Genomic DNA, 19458 nt, shown 5'->3' with positions numbered 1-19458 from the left:
CTCCTCCGGGTTCTTGGCCTCATGCGGCCTTGCGGGCCGGTGACAGCCTCATGGCGTTGGCGACGACGATGATCGAGGACAGCGACATGGCGACGGCTGCAACGAGAGGGGTCACATAGCCCAGCATGGCGACTGGCACCGCCAAGGCATTGTAGCCGACCGCCAGGGCGAAGTTCTGGAAGATCAACCGGCGGGACCGGCGCGCGATCCCAAGGGCATCGGTGACGGCCGAAAGGCCTTCGTTCAGGAACACGAAGTCGGCGGCATTGCGGCCGATGTCAGCCGCGGTGGCGGGAGCCATGGAGACATAGGCGGCTGACAGGGCGGGTGCGTCGTTCAGGCCGTCCCCGACCATCAGGACCTTCCGGCCCGCTGTCTCATGCGCCGCGACCCGGACCACCTTGTCCGCCGGCAGGAGCCCGGCCGCAAAGTCACGGATCCCGAGCCTCGACGTCAGGTCTTTGACCACGGCCTCGCAGTCGCCGGAGAGGACCTCCACCGCCAGCCCCTGACGCACCAGGTTGCTCACCGTCTCCCGGGCCTCGTGGCGGACGCTGTCCTCAAGCACGAATACCGCCAGCGGTTCGCCATCTCGCGCCAGGACCGAGATCGAGCCGGCTGCGGAGGCATCGTCCCGAGCCTGCTGCCCTGTTGCCCAGTCCGGCCTCCCGAGCCGGTACGTGTCGCCGCCGATCTGGGCTTCGAGCCCCAGCCCGGGAACCTCCTCGATCCAGTCGAACGCCGGGGCTTGAGACACGCGTTGCGCCCCGACCACGGCAATTGCCTGTGCCGCCGGATGGCGCGAACCCATGGTCATCCCCAGGGCGATCCGCATCGCCGCCGGCGCCGCCACGTCCGCGTTGACTAGGATGGGCTTGCCCAGCGTCAAGGTGCCGGTCTTGTCGAAGGTCACGCCATCGATCTCGGCCAGGCGCTCCAGGGCAGAACCGTCCTTGACCATGATCCCGCTCTCGAACAGGCGGCGGGCGGCGACAACCTGCACGATGGGAACCGCCAGGCCCAGGGCGCACGGGCAGGTGATGATCAGGACGGCGATGGCGATGGTGATGGATGAATGCCAGTCCCCGGTGAGGAACAGCCAGCCGAGGAACGACATTAAGGCCAGCGTGTGGACGACGGGTGAGTAGAGTGCCGCGGCGCGGTCCGCCAGTCGGCGGTAGCGGGCCCGCCCGCCCTCGGCGGCCTCCATCATCCGGACCATCTCCGCCAGGAATGAGTTCTCGGCGCGAGCCGTCGCCCGGACTGTCAACGGCCCAGTGAGATTCATCACGCCCGCCTGGACCATTTCCCCCGGGGCTGCCTTCCGCGGCGCGGTTTCCCCCGAGACGAGGGAGCAGTCGAGATCGGATGCTCCCCGTTCGACCACGCCGTCAACCGGGATCCGGCCACCGGCGGCGACAAGAACCATCGCGTCGGGTTCGATCTCCGACACGGGAACGTAGAGCGGCCGCCCGTCCTGGATGATCGTGGCGCCAGCCGGGGCGAGCCGCGCAAGACCGGCGACGGCGGAGCGCGCCCGCTCGCGCATTACATGGTCGAGGGTGCGGCCGATGAGCAGGAAGAACAGCAGGGACGTTGCCGCGTCAAAGTAGGCATGCGGTGCATTGTGGATCGTGTCGTAGAGGCTGAGTGCGAAGGCCAGCGACACACCAATGGAGATCGGCACGTCCATGTTGGTGCGGCCATGGCGCAATGCTGACCAGGCCGAGGCGTAGAAGACACGGCCAGAGTAAAGGAGGGCCGGGAGAGCGAGGAGGGCCGAGATGAGGTGGAACGCCTGCCGCGAACTGGCGTCGGCCCCCGACCAGACCGACACCGAAAGCATCATGATGTTCATCGCGCAGAAGCCTGCCAGCGCAAGAGCCTTGACGAGGCGGGCCAGCTCCGGGTCTTCGGCGTCCTGCTCCGGCGCGAACAGGTGTGCCTCATAGCCGATGCCTCGCAACGCACCGATCAGGTCAGGGGGCGTTCCCTCGCTCGTGCGCCAAGTGACGGCGACCCGCTTCATGGAGAGGTTGACCCGGGCGGCCTCGACGCCGGAGAGCTTCGCCAGCGTGCGTTCGACTGACGCAATGCAGGCGGCGCACCTGACGCTGGGCACTGAGAGATCCGTCTGGCGCGTACCGCCAGCAAGCTCGCGACTGGCGAGCCGGATCTCCTCCAGCAGGGTGTCGGGCTGCCGCGTGTCCGTCATTAAATTCTGAACATCTGTGGGGGCGCAGCAGGTCATCGCCGGTTGTCATCCTTTGCCGCACGCTGGCGTAGCATCACTGCATCGCTCGGTAAGCGTGCCAGGTGGCATGACCAAGCAGTGGGAAGATGACGATGAAGCCGAGGAAGCCCGTCACGGCGCTGGCCGCGAAAAAGGCGAGAAGGATGGCGCCCCAGGCGATCATCGGGGTGAGGTTGTTCCACACCATGGCTATGCTCGTGCCCATGGCTGTCAGGGCGTCTGTGCGCCGGTTGAGCAGCATCGGGATCGAGAAGACGCTGATCGCGAACCCGAAGGCCGCGAACAGCCCTCCGACGAGCGTCCCGACGATGAGCATCGCCCAGCCAACCGACGTCGTGAGAAGCATGGCGACGACCCCGTCGAGCCCCGGGAAAGGCCGGACGCCGAAGAACAGGGCGTAGACCAGGACCGCGGCCCGGTTCCAGAGGAGCATCAGCAGGCAGAGCAGCAGGCCGGTGTAGAAAATCTGTGCACCGGCTCGCGGGCGCACGAGCAGCATGGTGCGTAGTGTCGGATGCTCGCCGGCCTCCAGTGCGCGGCTCTTCTCGTAGAGGCCGATGGCCAGGACGGGCGCGACGATCATGTACCCGGCGATGGCGGGAAACAGGATGTAATCCCTCCCTGAGGCGAACAGCGCCCAGGCGAGGGTGAACGTGATGACGAAGACTGCCACCCCATAGGCGATGCTGAGGCCCGGCCGGACCATCAGGTCGCGCCAGCCCGCCTTCAACCAGTCGAACGCGGCCTGCGCCGGGAGGTGGCGTTGCAGGGAAGGGTTGCGCGTCTCCTCGATCCCGGAGGTCTGGGTCAGCAAGCCGTAGGACTTGTCCGTTTCACTCATCTGTCTTCCCCGAAATCGTGCATCAGTTGAACATTCTCAGCAGGCGGGCTTCGCCGCCCTGAAGGCACCTTCCTTGGACCCGGCCTCCTTCAGGTGGGCGACGCAGTCGGGCTGCGAGGCCACCGCGACGTAGACGAGGTGGGCATTGGCGGCCGCCACGACGAGCAGCACGGCCGCCGCCAGGCTCCACGCCACAATAGGCCACTTGGTCTGCTTCGGTGCCTCAACTCCCGTCATGGCTTCACGTCCCCAAGGGAGTTGACGTACAGGGCAAGGATCTTGATCTCCGCCGGGGTCAGGCGCTCGTCCCAGGTCGGCATGTGCCCCTGCCGCCCGCCATGGATCGTGTCGATCAGGGTCTGGAGGTCGCCGCCGTAGACCCAGTGCGGATCGGTCAGGTTGGGTGCCCCGACCTCCCGGTTGCCCTTGCCGTCCTCGCCGTGGCACGCCGCGCAGGTCGTGAGGAAGACCTCCCGCCCGGCCTGGACCTGGGCAACGTTCTGCGGTGTGGACACAGCCGGATTTGAAAGGGATTGCACGTAGGTCGCGACGTTCGCGACCTGGGCGCGGTCCAGCATCGCGTCGCGCCCGAAGGCCGGCATCTGCGCGACCCGGGTGTTCTGGTGGCGCGAGTTGATGCCCAGACGCATGGTCTCAGCGATCTTCTCCACCTCGCCGCCCCAGAGCCAGTCGTCGTCGGTCAGGTCGGGATAGTTGGCGCGGCCCTTTCCGTCCGCTCCGTGGCAGGCGGCACAGTTGTCGCCGAAGAGCTGACGTCCGGTCGAGCGGACGACCTTCATCAGGTCCTCGTTGGACTGGATCTGCTCGTAGCTCTCGGTCTCGATGGCCTTCACCCAGGACGCGCGCTCGGCCTGTGCGGTGACCAGCTCCTGCTCCACGGTCTGGCGCTGGTCAATGCCCAGGATGCCCTTGGTGTACGTCGTGACCAGCGGCCAGGTCGGCATCAGGAGCCACCAGAGCACGGCCCACACGTGCGTGACCACGAGGAAGATCAGCACGCCGCGCGGCACGGCGGTGTCGAGCTCCTTGATGCCGTTCCATTCGTGCCCGGTGGTCTTCTGACCGCTGACGGGATCGCGTTCCTCTACTGCCATGGCCTGTCGTCCCGATCGAGAATGTTCCGCTTGGCGTCGTCGAAGCGCTTCCGGTTCGACGGCCAGAAAGCGTAGATCACCACGCAGATGCTGAAGGCGATGAAATAAAACAGGCCCCAGCTCTTGGCGAAGCCAACGAGGGTGTCGTGGTCGATGTCCATCGGCCGTCCTCCTTTGCCTTCGTCAGTTGGTGGGATCGGGCGCCTGTTGTGGCGCGGCCGTGTTGGAGTAGGCGGCATCGGTGAGACGCCCGAGCACCTGAAGATAGGCGACCAGCGCGTCCATCTCGGTGAGCTGCGTGACCACCCCGTCGAAGGCGCTGACCTGCGTCTTCTCGCCATAGCGCTCGGTGACGCCTGCGGCGAACGGGCTGTCGGGCGCCGCCTGTCCGAAGGCGTCGGCAGTGGCATTGGCAATCATGGCGTTTGTGTAAGGTACGCCGAGAGCCCGCTGCGCCTGCAGGTGCCGCCCGAGATCCTCCGTCTCCAGGCCGGTCCGGGCGAGCCAGCGATAGGCCGGCATGTTGGATTCCGGCACCACGTCGCGCGGGTTAGTGAGATGGGCGACGTGCCAGAAGTCGGAATACTTGCCGCCGACGCGGGCGAGATCGGGGCCCGTGCGCTTCGAGCCCCACAGCATCGGACGGTCGTACTTGGACTCCACGGCGAGCGAGTAGGGGCCGTAGCGTTCGACCTCGTCGCGCAGAGTGCGGATCATCTGGCTGTGGCAGGCGTAGCAGCCTTCGCGGATGTAGATGTTGCGGCCGGCCAGCTCCAGTGGCGTGTAGAGGCGCAGGTCCGGCGCCTCCTCGACGGTCTCGTTGATGGTGAAGAGCGGAGCGATCTCGACGATCCCGCCGACACTGGCGGCCGCGATGATCGCGATGACGAAGCCAATGGCGGTGCGCTCTAACTTGCGGTGGAATAGTTCTGCCATGATGTCACTCCGCCGGGGTCGCTACGGTGTTGGGGGCAAGCCCAGAGTCCGGCACGTCCGCCTGCCTTCCGGCGGCAACCGGCACGGCGCGTACCGTCATCCAGATGTTGTAGGCGGCGACGACGGCGCCGAGCAGGAAGAGCAGTCCGCCGAAGGCTCGCGCGATGTAGTACGGATACATGGCGACGAGCGAGTCGAGGAATGAATAGGCGAGCGTGCCCTCCTCCGTGTAGGTGCGCCACATCAGGCCCTGGAGGATGCCCGAGTTCCACATGGAGAAGACGTAGATGAGGGTGCCTGCCACCGCGAGCCAGAAGTGGACCTCGACCAGGGCCGGAGAATACATCCGCTCGCGCTTCCAGAGTGACGGCACCAGGGTATAGAGCGAGCCGAAGGTGATGAAGGCGACCCAGCCCAACGCCCCCGCGTGGACGTGGCCGACAGTCCAGTCGGTGTAGTGGGAGAGCGCATTGACAGGCCGGATCGCCATGAAGGATCCCTCGAAGGTCGACAGGCCGTAGAAGACCGCGGCCACGAAGATGAACCGCAGCGTCGCATCGTCCCGGACCCGGTGCCAGGCACCGTTGAGAGTGAGCAGGGCGTTGCCGGCCGAGGCCCAGGAGGGGACGAGCAGCATCACGGAAAAGGTCATGCCGAGGTTCTGCACCCAGTGGGGCAGGGCGGTGTAGTGCAGATGGTGCGACCCGGCCCACATGTAGAAGAAGGTGATGCCCCAGAAGCTGAGGATCGAGAGCCGGTAGGAGAAGATCGGCCGCTGCGCCCGGACTGGCAGGTAGTAGTACAGCATCGCCAGGAAGCCTGCAGTGAGGAAAAAGGCCACGGCATTGTGGCCGTACCACCACTGCACCATGGAGTCCTGCACGCCAGCCCAGATGGTGTAGCTCTTGGCCTGCCCCAGCGAGATCGGCAGCGCCAAGTTGTTGACGATGTGGAGGATGGCCACCACAACGATAAACGCCATGTAGTACCAGTTGGCGACGTAGATGTGCGGCTCCTTGCGCCGGGCCAACGTGCGCAGGAAGAGAACGAAGTACGTGACCCAGACGACCACCAGCCACAAGTCTGCGTACCATTCCGCCTCGGCGTACTCCTTCGACTGGGTCACGCCCATGAAGTAGCCGGTGACGGCGAGGATGCAGAACAGGTTGAAGCCGAGCAGCACGAACCAGGGGCTGACCTGGCCCGCCAGGCGGGCGCGGGAGGTCCGCTGCACGACATGAAACGAGGTGGCGATCAGGGCGTTGCCGCCGAAGCCGAAGATCACCCCGGTGGTGTGGGTCGGCCTCAGGCGGCCGAAGGTCGACCAGCCGGCGTCGAAGGCGAGGTCCGGCCAAGCCAACTGGGCGGCGGTCCATACGCCCATGAACATGCCGAAGATCGCCCACGCCAGCGTCAGGGCGACGCCGGCCTTGATCGGATCGTCATAGTAGTGCGAGAGACGATCCTGGGTTGGCTCGCGCTCGTAGTAGGACCTCATGACGAGGGCGGCGAGGGCACCACCGAAGAGAAGGACAATCACGCCGTGCACGCCGAGCGGGTCGGAGCCGCCGGCTGCCGCCATGGCGACGCCCGCGACGAAGACAAAAAGAAGTATAATCAGGGCGTTCTGGCGCTCGCCGGTGGTTAGTTGCTGAACCATGCCAATTTCTCTATGTGGGTTTGGAGTATTTATGCCACCTGGACCAGACAATTCTTTTCTCTTTATCCTTTGAACCAAGGCAAGGTTGCCCGTGGTAGAAGCGCTCCGCATACGCTTGCTTAAAGTTCCTTACTAGCGATTACGGCCCAGACGTCAACTATCTAAAATTTACGAGCGCTCCAGCCATGTTCCGCCGAAGCATTGGCGGATGTCGGCGAGGCGCATCGGCCCGGTGGGTGCCCTCTGCGGGACCGGGCACGAGCCCGCCCGATTTCAACGCACAGCTTAGGGCGGCGCGGATGGCCTCAATAAGGGCATCGTCCTCCAGAGGCTTCTCCAAAATGTACATGTACCCGCAGTGCTCGGCACATCGCCGAAGCTGTTCGTCGACATGGGATGTGATCAGAATGGCGGGGTGATCGATCTGTCGCGCCCTCACTTCAGCCATGAGTTGGCATCCGTCCATGTCTGGCATGAGGTAATCGACCACAAGGCAGCCATGGTCCAGCAGCGCGGGATCGGCCAGGAGCTCGCTCCCGCTGCCGTAGAGACGCACCTTCAAGCCCTCCAGCTCAAATGCGAATTTCAGTGACGCTCCGACAGCCCTGTCATCATCGACGACCAGGACCAGCGCAGTGGGTTCCACCATGGCAGGACCTCGAAAAAGGAAGGTATATTTTCAAGGATGAGCATGGACTGGAACCTGCATCGGGCCAACTCAGGAAAACTCCCTAAGGAGCCGGCGCGGATCGTCTTGCCGCCTCGGTGTGCACGACCTAGGAGATCATCCGCTACGGCACGTTGATCGCCTAGGCGAGGCAGCTCGGCCGCGCTGGGAACGTGTCAGCCTCTGTTTCCGCGGCCATGGCGTTCTAAAACGGATAAGTTCTCTTACCCGGATTGTGGCTCTGGCCATGGATGGTTTCGAGAACCTGCTAACGATTCCACGAGTAACACCAGCCAATGTTGCACTGTCCTCCGCCTGTCAATCGGATGAAGCGGAGAGATTGCGGCCAGCCGGAAAGACACTGGCGAACTAGCTCGCGGGATCTAGAAACATACTTCTATAGATGGGCCTTCTCGGCACGTGAAGTTACATGAAAAACGGCCGCTGCTGCCAGCGGCCGTGAAGTTTGATGCTAAACCAGGAAATGGGTAAATAGCGGGTAAGATCGTACGGCTTATTGGTTGAAGAATACCTATCGGCCTCGCATAACCTTGAGATCAAACGTGGTTAAAGCTTATGTCTATGGCGCTGCAGGAAAGTTGCGCGGGCTTGACTGCATAGCTCAGAGTGTCGATTCATTTACTAAACTGCGATTCCCAGAACAACTTCATAAGCCTGTTCGTCAGACTGGGCCTCAAGGACGAGGGTAGTGCCGCAGACTCCTGCTTTGACGGTGAGCGTTCAGACCGGCGCCTTGGCTTGATCTGATCTTTCCCCCTCTGCAACAATTTGCAGCATTTCGTCGGGAAGCGGTCTCTGAAGCTTCAGGGCTTCTTCAGTCGGTGCGTTGAGCCACACGTCAAACTCTTCAGGTGTGGTTAGTATTACCGGCATCGCCTTGGGATGGATCGGTCCCACAACACCGTTCGGCTCCGATGTCAGAAATGAATAGAGCAGGTGTTCACCTTCAGCAGGATCAGCCTTCGTTCCACGCACGCCGGTCCATGGCAGCCAAATACCAGCAAATGCGGCAAGGGGGCGCTCTTCATTCAGGGCAAACCAAACGGGAGTTTTACGAGGTTTCGTATCCTTGTATTCACTGAAACTGGTCAACGGAACCAGCAGGCGGTACTGCGGCTTGAGCCAGGCCCGCCAGAACGGCGAGGCCACATTCCGCACGTTCGTCACCGGATGATTGCCCACTTTTGGGGGAGGGGGGAACCCCCAGCGCATCTGGATCAGCTCACGCTCCCCTTCATGGTTTCTGATGACTGGCGCCATCTGGTCTGGAAAGATCGCGGATAGGGGAGGGACGTTGCCCGCGCTGTCACGGGTCACGTCGAACGCCCGGCGCATCGCGGCCTGGGTTGCAGAGGAGCTATAGAGATTGCACACGGGTGGAACCTTCCGTCTCGGCATTCCTGGGTTTCATCTCAATCGGGCAACTGTGTCGCTGTGAACCTGACAATAAGCGCTGCCTCGCGCAACCCTTCAGAGTATAATCAGAGCACGCTTCAGGTCGCGTTTATGATTTGCGAATCATGATCCACGGCTTTCCCGTCCCGTCCTTCTGATTTTCCGATTGTTTCCCAAGATTTTGACCGATGCCGCCTTCCTCAAATCCTTCTGATGCGTTGTCTCAACCGTCTGTTCCGGCGCTGTCCCGGACGATCGGCGACAAGCAGGCAGAGCCCTATCAGGCCAGGATCGCCGCCTCTGTCCGCAACGCCATTCAGCGCGGACGCTCGGGTGCGGTGCTAGCTCCGACTGGAAGCGGCAAGAGCCTGCTCGCGGCCGGTGCCGCAGAGGACGCTGTCTCTCTCGGTAAACCGATCCTGGTCCTGCATCCTGACGTCTCGTTGCTGCGTCAGAACTACGCTCAGTTTCAGGCTGTTCCTGCGGTGAAGGGTGCGCAAACGACTTTGGTGCGCAATTCAGATGTAGGCCGCGTTGACGCCCTGACGTCGAGGCTCAGGTGATGCGCTGGGATATCGGCATGCCGAGGCGGGTGATGACGTTGATGACCTTGCAAGCGGCCGCGGCCTCAGCCTTTTGCATTGGCAGAGTCCGGGCGTAGAGGCGGCGGCCGACCACGGTCTTGTAGCGCATCATCGCCACCTCGCCCAAGGATCGACGGCCGTAGTTCACTGCCTTCTGCCAACCGAGCCGACCCCGCTCCTGGATCAGTCGGAGGTGCCGATCCCGCGGCGTAGGCGCCGTCTCGGCCGTGTCGCTCGGCACTGCTGTTGATCGTGGTGGAATGATCACCTCAGCGGCAGGATCCCGCTCGGCGATGATACAGTAGACAGGAGCACCGTCGTATGCGCCGTCCGCCGTGACCGAGGCGATTGGGCCCGAGATTTGGTCGAGCAACGGTCCGACCTGCGAGGCATCGCCGTCTTCGACGGTGGTCAGCTCTGAAGCAAGGATCTCGCCGGTGTCAGGATCAACAGCCAGGTGGAGCTTGCGCCAAGTCCGGCGCCCTTGGCCGTCATGCTTCTCACGCTGCCATTCGCCAGCGCCGAACACCTTCAGGCCGGTGGAGTCGATCACTACGTTCACTGGACCAGTTGCTGTTCTCACCGCCTTGGCAACAGTCAGGTCGGCGCTGCGGCGGGAGAAGGTGGTGTGATCGGGCACCGGCAGATCCATGCCCAGCAGACGCAGGATTGAGGCCAGCATCCCCTCGGTCTGGCGCCACGGCCGCCCAAAAGCCAACCGCAGCATCAGGCCCGTCTCGACAGCAATCGCGGAGTATAGCTGTGGTCGACCGCGCTGGCCGGTGGATGCCGGTGTCCATGCCTCGATCGCTTCGGCCGTCACCCAGATGGTCAAGTCGCCTCGGCGACGCAACGCGGCATCGTAGTCCCGCCAGTTCTGCACGCGGTAGCGGGCCTTTGGGATCCTGTGGCGGCGCTTTTCATTGACCTTGTAAGGCATGCGGCTCTCAGCTTCAGAGGACCGCCTCTATACCTGACGGCCAGCTCTACACGACACTCTGGACCGATTTATGCACCAACGTCGCGCAGAGCCATTGCCCAATCTTGAGCGGCTTGCATCATGGTTTCCATGCCACACGTCAAGTGGAGCGGATGGCTGTCCCCGCTCCATAATCTATGGCTTGAAATCATGAATCACCCGGAGACTTTTGTCTCCCAACTGCTCCAACCGGCAACGAACTGCGGCACGTCAGAAGCCGTGATCGCCTGCGAATAGAGGAAGCCCTGTGCATTGTGGCACCCAAGGGCGCGGAGCCGCAGGGCCTGACCGGGCGTTTCAACACCCTCCGCTGTGATCGCCAAGCTGAGGCTGTGGCCAAGACTGATGACGGCTGCAACAATGGCCGCATCGTCGGCATCCTCCTCCAAGTCCCGAACGAAGCTTCTGTCGATCTTGACGTGATCGACCGGAAACTGCTTGAGGTGGGTCAACGAGGCATAGCCGGTGCCGAAATCGTCAAGGGCGATCCGCACCCCTTGGTCGCAAAGCTTTCTGAGAATAGTCCCGGCATACTCTGCGCTTCTGCCGAGCAGGACCGTCTCGGTGATTTCCACTTCCAGCCGCTCTGGCGGGACTTTCGCGGCATCCAAGAGGCTTAGGATTTCCTCTGCAAGCTCTGGACGGCTAAATTCCGCTGATGAAAGATTGACCGCGACACGCCCAAAGTCAATGCCGCTGTCGAGCCAGTGCCGCATATCCCGCGCGGCACGACTGATGATCTGCTTGCCAAGGGCTACCCCAAGCTCCGGGTCATCGAACGCTGCGCCGAACGCTGCTGGCAGCAGGATGCCCCGGCTAGGATGGTACCATCGTGCAAGGGCCTCGAACCCAACGATCCTCCCCGAGGCGAGATCGATCTTGGGCTGGTAGTGCGGCAGGAACTGCTCGCGCAACAACGCCTTTCGCACCTGCTGTCGGAGAGCCGCGTGATCTTCGATCTCCTGCCCCATCTTCGACGTGTAGGCCACGACCCTGTTGCGCCCCTGAGCCTTCGCCCGGTAGAGGGCGATGTCGGCTGCCTTCATCAGGTCAATCGGAGCGCCATGATGATCAGGGAAGGCCGTGACGCCGATGCTGCCTTTGATGATCAGCCTCCGACCTGCATAGTAGAACGGTTGCCGCAGGCGCTTGATCACCCGCTCTGCGTATCTCATTGAGTGCTCAAGCCGCATTGGCTCGATCAGAACGATCCCGAACTCATCGCCTCCAAACCGTGCGACAGTGTCACATTCGCGGGTTATGCTTTGCAGGCGCGCTGCAACCTCTCGCAACACGGCATCACCTGCATCATGACCGAGGAGGTCATTGATCACCTTGAACTCGTCCAGATCGAGCATGAGGAAGCTGACGCTCGTATCGTTGCGTTTCGCCTCGGCCAGCGCCTGCTCCAGACGGTGTTGAAACAGGATACGATTAGGGAGACCTGTCAGCGGATCATGGTTGGCAGATCGCCAGATCGCTTCCTCCGACGCCTTGCGCTCACTGATGTCAAAGGTCACGCCAACGATCCGGCTCGGCCCACGCCTTTCGGCGCGAACTCCAACCCATAGCACCTGATCACTCGGCAAGAGGTAACGAAGCTCAACGCTGCTTGCGCCTTGCTCCGCGATCTCGCGAAAGAAGGCCCCGCGCTTGTGCAGGTCATCGGGGTGGACCCTCTCCAGAAAGCCTGAAAGGGAGCGGGGTGAATGCCCAAGCAAGTCGGGCAGGTTCTTGGCACTCGAAATCTCACCGGTTTCGAGGTTTAGTTCCCATGCCGACATTCTTCCAACCTGTAGAGCAAGGCGGAGCCGTTCCTCGCTGGCACGGAGTTGTTCCTCAGCCTGCTTACGTTCGTGGATGTCGCTCAGGCTGCCAATCCATTCACGGATCGAACCATCGGGATTCTTGATGGGGACGGCGCTGTTCAGCGTCCAGCGGTACTCACCGCTGGCGTGCCACACCCGGCACTCATTCTGGTACGGGACTCCAGACGCTACGGCTGCCAACCACGCTTGTCTGGTCCTATCCCTATCATCGAGGTGGACTACGTTGAGAGTGCCCGATCCAATAGCTTTATCCTCGCCCTGTCCGGTAAATTCTTTCCAGCCTCTTGCCTCTGTTACCGTTCCGTCTGGCGTGGCGAGCCACACAACCCCGGCGCTGACCTCAAGAAGCGCACGATACTGCTCTTCCCTGCGCGCCAGTGCCGCTTCGGTTATCTTGGCCGCATGGATGTCCGTGCTAGTGCCGAACCACCGCTCGATCCTGCCTTGCTCGTCATAGGACGGAGCAGCTTGGCTCAGAATCCATCGGTACTCGCCGGAACGATGGCGGATACGGTACTCCGCTTCAAAATTCCGCCCGGTTGCGATGGATTGCTCCCATTGGGTTTCTACCCGGCTGCGGTCGTCAGGGTGAGCCACCTCTCTCCAGCCAGCGTCGTGAGCAACGCCAACAGGAACGCCTGTGAACTCATACCAGCGACGGCTGTAGTAGTCGTTGCCACCATCGGGACGCGCCAACCAAACCATTTGCGGGATGATCTCGGCAATGGCTTTCCAGTCTCGCTCGTACCCTGCGAGCCGCTGTGTTCCCCCTGATAGAGGGGCGGTGCCGTTTACGCTACTCTGTTTCATTAAAGGCTGCCCGATAGACTTTACTGTTATTGTGCCACTGTCTCGGAAAACCCCTCAGTGGCAAGGTGGAGTGATCAAAACAGGACTGTCTTCTGGATGTGAGATTAAGCCGCAGAAAGTTGCGTAAGGCTTACGCAGGTCAGTAGCACTTTAGTGTGCCTAAGCGACTGGACGCTGAACCGTGGTAAGCGAGCGTTGCGGTAAAGGAGAAGCCGAGCCCATTACGGCATGTGCCTCCGAGGGTTCAGCGCTCTTGTCGGCTACCGACGCAGGCGCGTCACAACGAGGACACCCGTCACAAAGCCGATTAAGATGGTACAGACGCTCAGGACGACGCGCATGATAAATTTGATCACCATTGCCAAACACCAAGCCGTTGCTGGAAGGATATACCAGATTGCATTGTGTGCCTTCCCGGCTCCATCAATCTCCCTTTGGTCGTGAAGTCCCATCATTGGCTCCTTACTCTTTCCTGCTGCCGAAGAGCCTCTATGCGTTCGAACACAGCTTGAGTTGCCCGGAAGCATTCCGTAGCATGCTTCTTCTGGTGCTGTGGCCACCTGTCAGGATGCCAATGCCCAAGGAGTGCTCTCCTCGCAGCATTGAGCACCACAGGGCAGCAATTGGAGGATAGCCCAACCTCCCTGTATGAATCTTCGAGCGGATTGGTGATAGAGAGAATGTCTGCCTCAAGATCGGCGATAAGTTCCCGCGCGTTCGCCAGTTCTCGCTCAAGCGCTTCGATGCGAGATAGTGCCGCCCTGTACTGCCAGTCCATCAGGCGGCCTCTTCCTGAAGCCCCTGAAGGTCCAGTTCATCATCGAGACCTAGATCGAAGAACGCGTTCGGAATGCGCTCGATAGCTCTCCAAGGACAATCCTCTGACCACCATTTGAGAGAAGGGACGCCTGCACTGAGGAATTCGGCCTCGACCTCACGGCGCAGTCCGCGTGGGATCGGAGAGTTTCCCCTGCCATAGACTCCCATGAGCACGAGAAAACGTTGAGGGCCAACCGCTTGAACTTCGGCAACCACCGATTGACGAAGGTCTTCATAATAGAGGTTCCTGCCCCGAAGAACGTCCAAAATCCGGTCTGTATGTCCGAGACAAACCCGCAACCGACGACCAGCCTCGACAAGCTTCCGCCCGGAATCCAAACCGATCCAGTCAGGACCGAGTTCAAGTTGAGGATAAGCGACATGTTTCGCGCGAGAGAGCCAATTTGAAACCCACATTGGCACCGTGACATTCTCAGCAATAGACCGGATCGAGTTCGTTAGGGCCTCGTCACTGGCTTCGTCTCCGACAACTTGTCGGATCAAAGTCAGGGCAGTCGCGAGGTCCGCCGCCTGCTGAACGCTTGAGACCTTCGCCGCGAAACGTGGATGAAGGAACTGGGGATGAAGCGCCAAAAGGATTCTGAGCCTCGTCCAATCACAGGACGGAAGTAGGCGAACGACCTTGGCGATCTGCCTGTGCTCAGGGTCGGAGAGGGTCGTGTGCAGAGTCTCGTAATAGAGCCGGGGTTGTGGGCCAGACACCGTCTTTGCGACGGCCCCATGGAAACCGTCAGGACAGGAGCCGAAATACTTCGCCAGCAGGTCGCTTGAGCGAAGCTGCCGAATGTCAGCGAGGACAGGGCGTAGAGCTAAAAGCTGCTCGCTCACCTCTTGGCTCTGACAGATAGTACGGGGGATGTTAGCCCCGACACGAGACAAAACGGCAAAAACAATCTGTCGGCGATGTTCCGAGAGCCTGATCAACCACCCGAGAAAACCAGCATCCACAATGTCGAGTGCTACGATGAAGTCGTGCATCCGACCGCTCGGTAGTGGCTGGTATCCGTGATCCATGCAGGTGACCTAAGAAGTTTGACCCGAGATAAAGCCTCTCACTCTTTCTAAATCCCGCAACTATTTTCACGTGATTGTTTGTCCAATCGCTGGTCTGGCGGGAGGATAGACCTCCTCGGCATGATCTGCTCTGTTGCACTGACGAGCAGATCATTCGGAGACTGTGGGTAGATGCATAAGGTCGCCTCTACGAGGGATGGAGCAATCCCCATGATCTTTGTCGTCACTGGAGACGGAGAGCATGGGCCTGTCTCTATCACGTGTAAGACGCCGGTCACGGCACTCCAACAGGCCCGTAGATTGGCTGATGATGGGGCTCGGAACGTCATGATTGATGCGGGCGGTCACGAGTACGCCCCGGCTGACTTCCAGCGACACTTTATTCAGGCCGACTGTACGCATCCGAGCTGGGCCGCCTTGTGGAAGTGAGGCATTTGGAAGAGCACTGGCTATATCGACGTTAATATGGACGGTGTAGTAGCCATGGATATTATCAGGGATCGTGAGCCGGTCAGCCGCTTGGACGTGGTCGACACTGGCCGCCGTCGCCGGTTCAGCGACGAAGCGAAGCTGGCGATTGTTGCTGAGAGCTACCGTGAGCCAAAGCAGGTCTCGGCCACGGCGCGCCGGCACGGGATCACCCGCTTCCAACTGAACAGTTGGCGCAAGGCTCACAAAGAGGGACGGCTTGGCGCTGGTTCATGGGGTGGGTTTGTGCCCGCCCTGGTCATGCGGGACTCGCACGCGCTCTTGGAGCCTTCGCCGACTGCGCCCGTACCACATCCCCCACGTGGCCTCGGTCGGATGGACGTTGTCACCGCGAACGGGCGGCATGTGATCGTCGACCGGGATGTCGACGTCGATGCGCTGCTGCGGATCATCCAGGGCCTTGAGGCGCTGCGATGATCCCCATCCCAACCGGCGTTCGGGTGTGGCTGGCGACGGGCTATACCGATATGAGACGGGGCTTTCCATCGTTGGCCCTGCAGGTGCAGGAGGTCTTGAAGCATGATCCTCTCAGTGGTCATGTGTTTTGCTTCCGGGGCCGTCGCGGCGATCTGATCAAAGTGATTTGGCATGACTCCCAGGGAGCATGCCTGTTTACCAAGCGCCTCGAGCGCGGCCGGTTCATCTGGCCGTCAGCGGCCGATGGCGTGGTGACGATCTCACCGGCGCAACTGTCTTATTTGCTGTCCGGAATTGACTGGCGTGCCCCTCAGGAAACCTGGCGTCCGACGCGGGTTGGATAGCATTATTCGTTTGAAACTACACGGAAATTCTGATCGAATGGCGTCATGCCTTCGAAGCCTGACGATCTTCCAGAAGACCTTGCGAGCGCCTATCTGGCGCTGCTTTCCGAGCGTGGGGTGTTGCAGGCTGAACGGGATGTCGTTGTCGCCGAGAGGGACAGGGCTGTGGCGCAAGCCGCCAAGGCGCAGGCCCTGTTGTCCGACCGCGAGGCCCTGATCGCCCGTCTGGAACTGGCGATCGAAAAGCTGAAGCGCGAACTGCGCGGCCAGCGTTCTGAGCGCGCGGCGCGACTGATCGACCAGCTGGAATTGCAGCTCGAAGAACTGGTGATGGCGGCGACCGAGGATGAGGTTGCGGCGCAGGCCGCCGCCAGGAGCTCAAACGGGCGCCCTTTTATGCGCCGGCGGCTGGTCCGACAGCCCTGGCCGGAGACTATCGAGCGCGAACGCGTGGTGATCGCTCCCCCGGCGACCTGTGCCTGCTGCGGTGGCTCGCGCCTGTCGAAACTGAGCGAGGACATCACCGAGACGCTGGAGGAGATCCCGCGCCGGTTCAAAGTGATCGAGACGGTCCGGGAAAAGTTCAGCTGCCGGGATTGTGAGGCGATCAGCCAGCCGCCGGCGCCGTACCATGCTACGCCGCGCGGCTTCATTGGCCCTCATCTGCTGGCGACGATCCTCTTCGACAAGTTCGGCATGCACAGTCCGCTCAATCGCCAGAGCGCCCGGTTCACATGCGAGGGCATCGCGCTTTCGACCTCGACGCTGGCCGATCAGGTCGGGTTTGGAACCTGCGCGCTCATGCCGGTCTTCGATCTGATCGAGAAGCATGTCTTTGCGGCCGAGCGCCTTCACGGCGACGATACGACCATTCCCATCCGGGCCAAAAGCAAGTGCACGATCGGGCGCATTTGGAGCTACGTGCGGGATGACCAGCCCTTCGGGGGCAGCACGGCTCCGGCAGCGGTCTATTACGCTTCGAGTGACCGCCGCGGCGAACATCCGCAGAAGCACCTGGCCGGGTATGGCGGCATTCTGCAGAGTGACTGTTACAATGGCTTTGAGCCGATCAGTGTTGCCGAACAGAAAGCGGTGCCCATTACCTTTGCTTTTTGCCACGCGCATGCGCGACGGAAATTCTTTGAACTGGCCGATATCGAGAAAAGTGCTCGGGAACGCAAAAGAAACCGCAGGCCGATCTCCCCCATCGCGTTGGAGGCTGTCAAACGGTTCGATGCGCTGTTTGACATCGAGCGTCAGATCAACGGCTTGAGCGCCGCAGAACGATTGGCGGTGCGGCGAGAGAAAAGCAAGCCGCTGTTCGATGACATGCACGAATGGCTGAAGCGGGAGCGTGCCACGCTCACCCGATCGTCCGAGGTGATCGGAGCCATTGACTACATGCTGAAGCGCTGGGACGGCTTTGCCCGTTTCCTGGAGGATGGCCGGGTTTGTCTCACGAACAATGCCGCCGAGCGGGCCTTGAGAGGGATCGCCCTGGGGCGCCGCAACTGGACCTTCGCCGGCTCCCAGCGTGGGGCCGATCGGGCCGCCGTCATGCTCACCCTCATCACGACCTGTCGTCTCAACGATGTCGATCCAAAAGCCTGGCTCGCCGACGTGCTGGCCCGTATCGCCGATCTTCCTGTCGTCCGCCTGCACGAATTGCTTCCCTGGGAGTGGAAAAGCCGACGGCTGGCCCTGTTGCCTGCATCTCAACTCGCCGCCTGACAGAAAAAACGGATCGACGAATGGGATATCGCAACTCAACTCTGTACACGCTGAAATACGTGGCTGACATGCTCGGTGAAGATGAGGACTTCCTGCACGAGTGCTCCATCGAGATGTTCCCGGAAGACGGCTGCCTCAGTGCCTACGACACCTTTCCAGCCTCCGAATTGACCGAGCACATTGTCCTCTTCACCGAAGATGGCATCGACAACCTCAAATACATCATCGAGGCTCGCAGGGACGCCGCATCTCAAAAGCCGCACCAAGATTAGCCAAGATCCCGTTTACGCGCGAGGCTTTATCCCGCGTCCCTCCTCGGATGCGTACTTCCGTCCGCGACACCGAAGGCACGGAACTGCCTGACATCTACACCGCCCAGGATCAGGCCATCCGCACCAGCGGTGAGATCCTGCGCGACATGGGCGCCGAGTTCTGGAACGGCACCGAATGGAAGCTCGAAGTCACAGGCGAGAGCGACCAGGTCCTGTTCGTGCTCCGCTTCTCGGCCGAGGAGCGGCTTGATCCCAGCGCATCCTAGAGGCTTTGTTCCCGGAGGCCGTCCTGCTCGGCCAGATGCAGGTAATTCGCATTGAAGCCGCTGAGGGTCATCAGACGCCCCACATCAAGAATGACAAGGTTTTTGCCTCTCAAGGTAATCAGTCCACTCGCCCGTAGCCGTTGAAGGATCCGGTTCACGTGCACGCCTGTCAGGCTGACGGTGTCGGCCAGCTCGGCCTGGGTGATCGGAAGTTCATATTGGTTGCCGTTCGTCAGCCCGACCGTTTGCAGGCGCAGCAGCAATTCGCACAGAAGATGACCAACGCGCTGCTCGGATCGGCGAGCCCCAATGTTCACCAGCCACTCGCGTAAGGTCGCCTCATCGACCAGCGCCGCCCACCAGAATGCCCGCGCAATGGCGGGTCTCTCCATCAGTTCCAGAATGCGAGCCCGGGAGATCTTTACCACCGTGCAGGCAGACAGGGTGGCGATGGTATGGTCCATGGTCTTCAGAATGAACACATGCAGGTCGCAGAAGTCGCCTGGCACGAGGTAGGCCATGATCTGGCGCCGGCCCGTCGGGAGAACCTTGTAGCGGCAGGCGAAGCCTTCCAGGATCAGGTTGACGTCGCTGGGCGTGTCGCCCTCTCTGATCAGATCCGTCCGCGGACCAACCGCCCGAGCGGAGCGGATGACATCATCCAGGAGAAGGCGGTCGGCATCCGGCAGAGGCCCAAATGCCTCCAGCTTGCGGGTGAGCAGATTAGCCATGGGACGGCCTCCTGAACCCTGTCACCCTTAAAGTAGCGGGAGCGCCTGTCCGGCCAAGAGGCCTATGCGCAATCGATGCGTTGCCTCACATTCCATCAGGCCTCGCCTCCTTGTGACACTGCCTTGAGCAGTACCGTTTGTTCCATGCTCACTGTGCATTGCAGCCTATGCCCAAGCCTATGCTGCAATGCAGCAACTGCTGCTCATCTCAGACGTTCACAGTGCTCCTGTCGGGCTTGTTCATCCGATCGGCTGTGCCGCAC

Annotated in this window: 19 protein-coding genes; 6 read left to right on the top strand and 13 right to left on the bottom strand. The window is 61.5% G+C overall.

Annotated elements, in window-relative coordinates; genetic code table 11:
* Window positions 1-19: 19 nt before the first annotated feature.
* The 9 genes from JKL45_RS11150 to JKL45_RS11110 all read right to left on the bottom strand — a co-directional run bounded on the left by JKL45_RS11150 (window position 20) and on the right by JKL45_RS11110 (window position 8868).
* Window positions 20-2251: a heavy metal translocating P-type ATPase gene (locus JKL45_RS11150; protein WP_201861205.1), complete on the bottom strand. Its 2232-nt coding sequence runs from the start codon at window positions 2249-2251 to the stop codon at window positions 20-22.
* A 37-nt stretch (window positions 2252-2288) separates the two neighbouring features.
* Window positions 2289-3095, bottom strand: a complete 807-nt coding sequence (locus JKL45_RS11145) for a DUF2189 domain-containing protein (protein ID WP_201861204.1) — start codon at window positions 3093-3095, stop codon at window positions 2289-2291.
* 36 nt (window positions 3096-3131) lie between these two features.
* Window positions 3132-3332 carry a hypothetical protein gene (locus tag JKL45_RS11140; protein ID WP_201861203.1) on the bottom strand — a complete coding sequence of 67 codons (201 nt, stop codon included), beginning with the start codon at window positions 3330-3332 and terminating at the stop codon, window positions 3132-3134.
* Window positions 3329-4210: a cytochrome-c oxidase, cbb3-type subunit III gene (ccoP, locus tag JKL45_RS11135; protein ID WP_201861202.1), complete on the bottom strand. Its 882-nt coding sequence runs from the start codon at window positions 4208-4210 to the stop codon at window positions 3329-3331. Before ccoP ends, JKL45_RS11140 begins: the two co-directional genes overlap by 4 nt.
* The gene (locus JKL45_RS11130; RefSeq protein ID WP_201861201.1) at window positions 4201-4371 is read right to left on the bottom strand and encodes a cbb3-type cytochrome c oxidase subunit 3; all 171 of its coding nucleotides are present in this window, start codon (window positions 4369-4371) and stop codon (window positions 4201-4203) included. Before JKL45_RS11130 ends, ccoP begins: the two co-directional genes overlap by 10 nt.
* A gap of 22 nt (window positions 4372-4393) precedes the next feature.
* Window positions 4394-5146, bottom strand: a complete 753-nt coding sequence (gene ccoO / locus JKL45_RS11125; RefSeq protein WP_201861200.1) for a cytochrome-c oxidase, cbb3-type subunit II — start codon at window positions 5144-5146, stop codon at window positions 4394-4396.
* 4 nt (window positions 5147-5150) lie between these two features.
* Window positions 5151-6806 (bottom strand): cytochrome-c oxidase, cbb3-type subunit I, encoded by a 1656-nt coding sequence (gene ccoN, locus JKL45_RS11120; protein ID WP_201861199.1) that lies wholly within the window; start codon window positions 6804-6806, stop codon window positions 5151-5153.
* A gap of 157 nt (window positions 6807-6963) precedes the next feature.
* Window positions 6964-7455, bottom strand: a complete 492-nt coding sequence (locus JKL45_RS11115; protein ID WP_201861198.1) for a response regulator — start codon at window positions 7453-7455, stop codon at window positions 6964-6966.
* 759 nt (window positions 7456-8214) lie between these two features.
* Window positions 8215-8868: an SOS response-associated peptidase gene (locus JKL45_RS11110; protein ID WP_201861197.1), complete on the bottom strand. Its 654-nt coding sequence runs from the start codon at window positions 8866-8868 to the stop codon at window positions 8215-8217.
* Window positions 8869-9077: 209 nt separating this feature from the next.
* Between JKL45_RS11110 and JKL45_RS11105 the strand changes: the two genes are divergently transcribed.
* A complete protein-coding gene (locus JKL45_RS11105) occupies window positions 9078-9452 on the top strand; it encodes a DEAD/DEAH box helicase family protein (RefSeq protein WP_201861196.1) in 375 nt (124 codons plus the stop codon).
* Here JKL45_RS11105 and JKL45_RS11100 read toward each other — a convergent pair.
* The 3 genes from JKL45_RS11100 to JKL45_RS11090 all read right to left on the bottom strand — a co-directional run bounded on the left by JKL45_RS11100 (window position 9445) and on the right by JKL45_RS11090 (window position 14909).
* Window positions 9445-10413 carry an IS5 family transposase gene (locus tag JKL45_RS11100; RefSeq protein WP_201861195.1) on the bottom strand — a complete coding sequence of 323 codons (969 nt, stop codon included), beginning with the start codon at window positions 10411-10413 and terminating at the stop codon, window positions 9445-9447. The two genes, JKL45_RS11105 and JKL45_RS11100, sit on opposite strands and share 8 nt — an antisense overlap.
* A gap of 194 nt (window positions 10414-10607) precedes the next feature.
* A complete protein-coding gene (locus JKL45_RS11095) occupies window positions 10608-13091 on the bottom strand; it encodes a bifunctional diguanylate cyclase/phosphodiesterase (RefSeq protein ID WP_201861194.1) in 2484 nt (827 codons plus the stop codon).
* A gap of 777 nt (window positions 13092-13868) precedes the next feature.
* The gene (locus JKL45_RS11090; protein WP_201861193.1) at window positions 13869-14909 is read right to left on the bottom strand and encodes a hypothetical protein; all 1041 of its coding nucleotides are present in this window, start codon (window positions 14907-14909) and stop codon (window positions 13869-13871) included.
* Between the two features lie 519 nt (window positions 14910-15428).
* On the opposite strand from JKL45_RS11090, the gene tnpA reads away from it, so the two are divergent.
* From tnpA to JKL45_RS11065, 5 genes are read left to right on the top strand one after another with little or no spacing between them, the layout of a single operon-like run.
* Entirely contained in the window at window positions 15429-15851 is a 423-nt protein-coding gene (tnpA, locus tag JKL45_RS11085) for an IS66-like element accessory protein TnpA (RefSeq protein WP_201861192.1), read from the top strand.
* Window positions 15848-16195 carry an IS66 family insertion sequence element accessory protein TnpB gene (gene tnpB, locus JKL45_RS11080; protein ID WP_201861191.1) on the top strand — a complete coding sequence of 116 codons (348 nt, stop codon included), beginning with the start codon at window positions 15848-15850 and terminating at the stop codon, window positions 16193-16195. Before tnpA ends, tnpB begins: the two co-directional genes overlap by 4 nt.
* A gap of 45 nt (window positions 16196-16240) precedes the next feature.
* Complete coding sequence (tnpC, locus tag JKL45_RS11075) at window positions 16241-17926, top strand: IS66 family transposase (RefSeq protein ID WP_201861190.1); 1686 nt, start codon at window positions 16241-16243, stop codon at window positions 17924-17926.
* Between the two features lie 20 nt (window positions 17927-17946).
* Window positions 17947-18198: a hypothetical protein gene (locus JKL45_RS11070; RefSeq protein WP_201861189.1), complete on the top strand. Its 252-nt coding sequence runs from the start codon at window positions 17947-17949 to the stop codon at window positions 18196-18198.
* 47 nt (window positions 18199-18245) lie between these two features.
* Window positions 18246-18464: a DUF6894 family protein gene (locus JKL45_RS11065; RefSeq protein ID WP_201861188.1), complete on the top strand. Its 219-nt coding sequence runs from the start codon at window positions 18246-18248 to the stop codon at window positions 18462-18464.
* Here JKL45_RS11065 and JKL45_RS11060 read toward each other — a convergent pair.
* Window positions 18461-19195 carry a Crp/Fnr family transcriptional regulator gene (locus JKL45_RS11060; RefSeq protein ID WP_201861187.1) on the bottom strand — a complete coding sequence of 245 codons (735 nt, stop codon included), beginning with the start codon at window positions 19193-19195 and terminating at the stop codon, window positions 18461-18463. The two genes, JKL45_RS11065 and JKL45_RS11060, sit on opposite strands and share 4 nt — an antisense overlap.
* Between the last annotated feature and the right edge of the window lie 263 nt (window positions 19196-19458).

Source organism: Microvirga soli (assembly GCF_016734765.1).
Classification (GTDB): domain Bacteria; phylum Pseudomonadota; class Alphaproteobacteria; order Rhizobiales; family Beijerinckiaceae; genus Microvirga; species Microvirga soli.
This window is presented reverse-complemented; position numbering and strand designations above follow the sequence as displayed.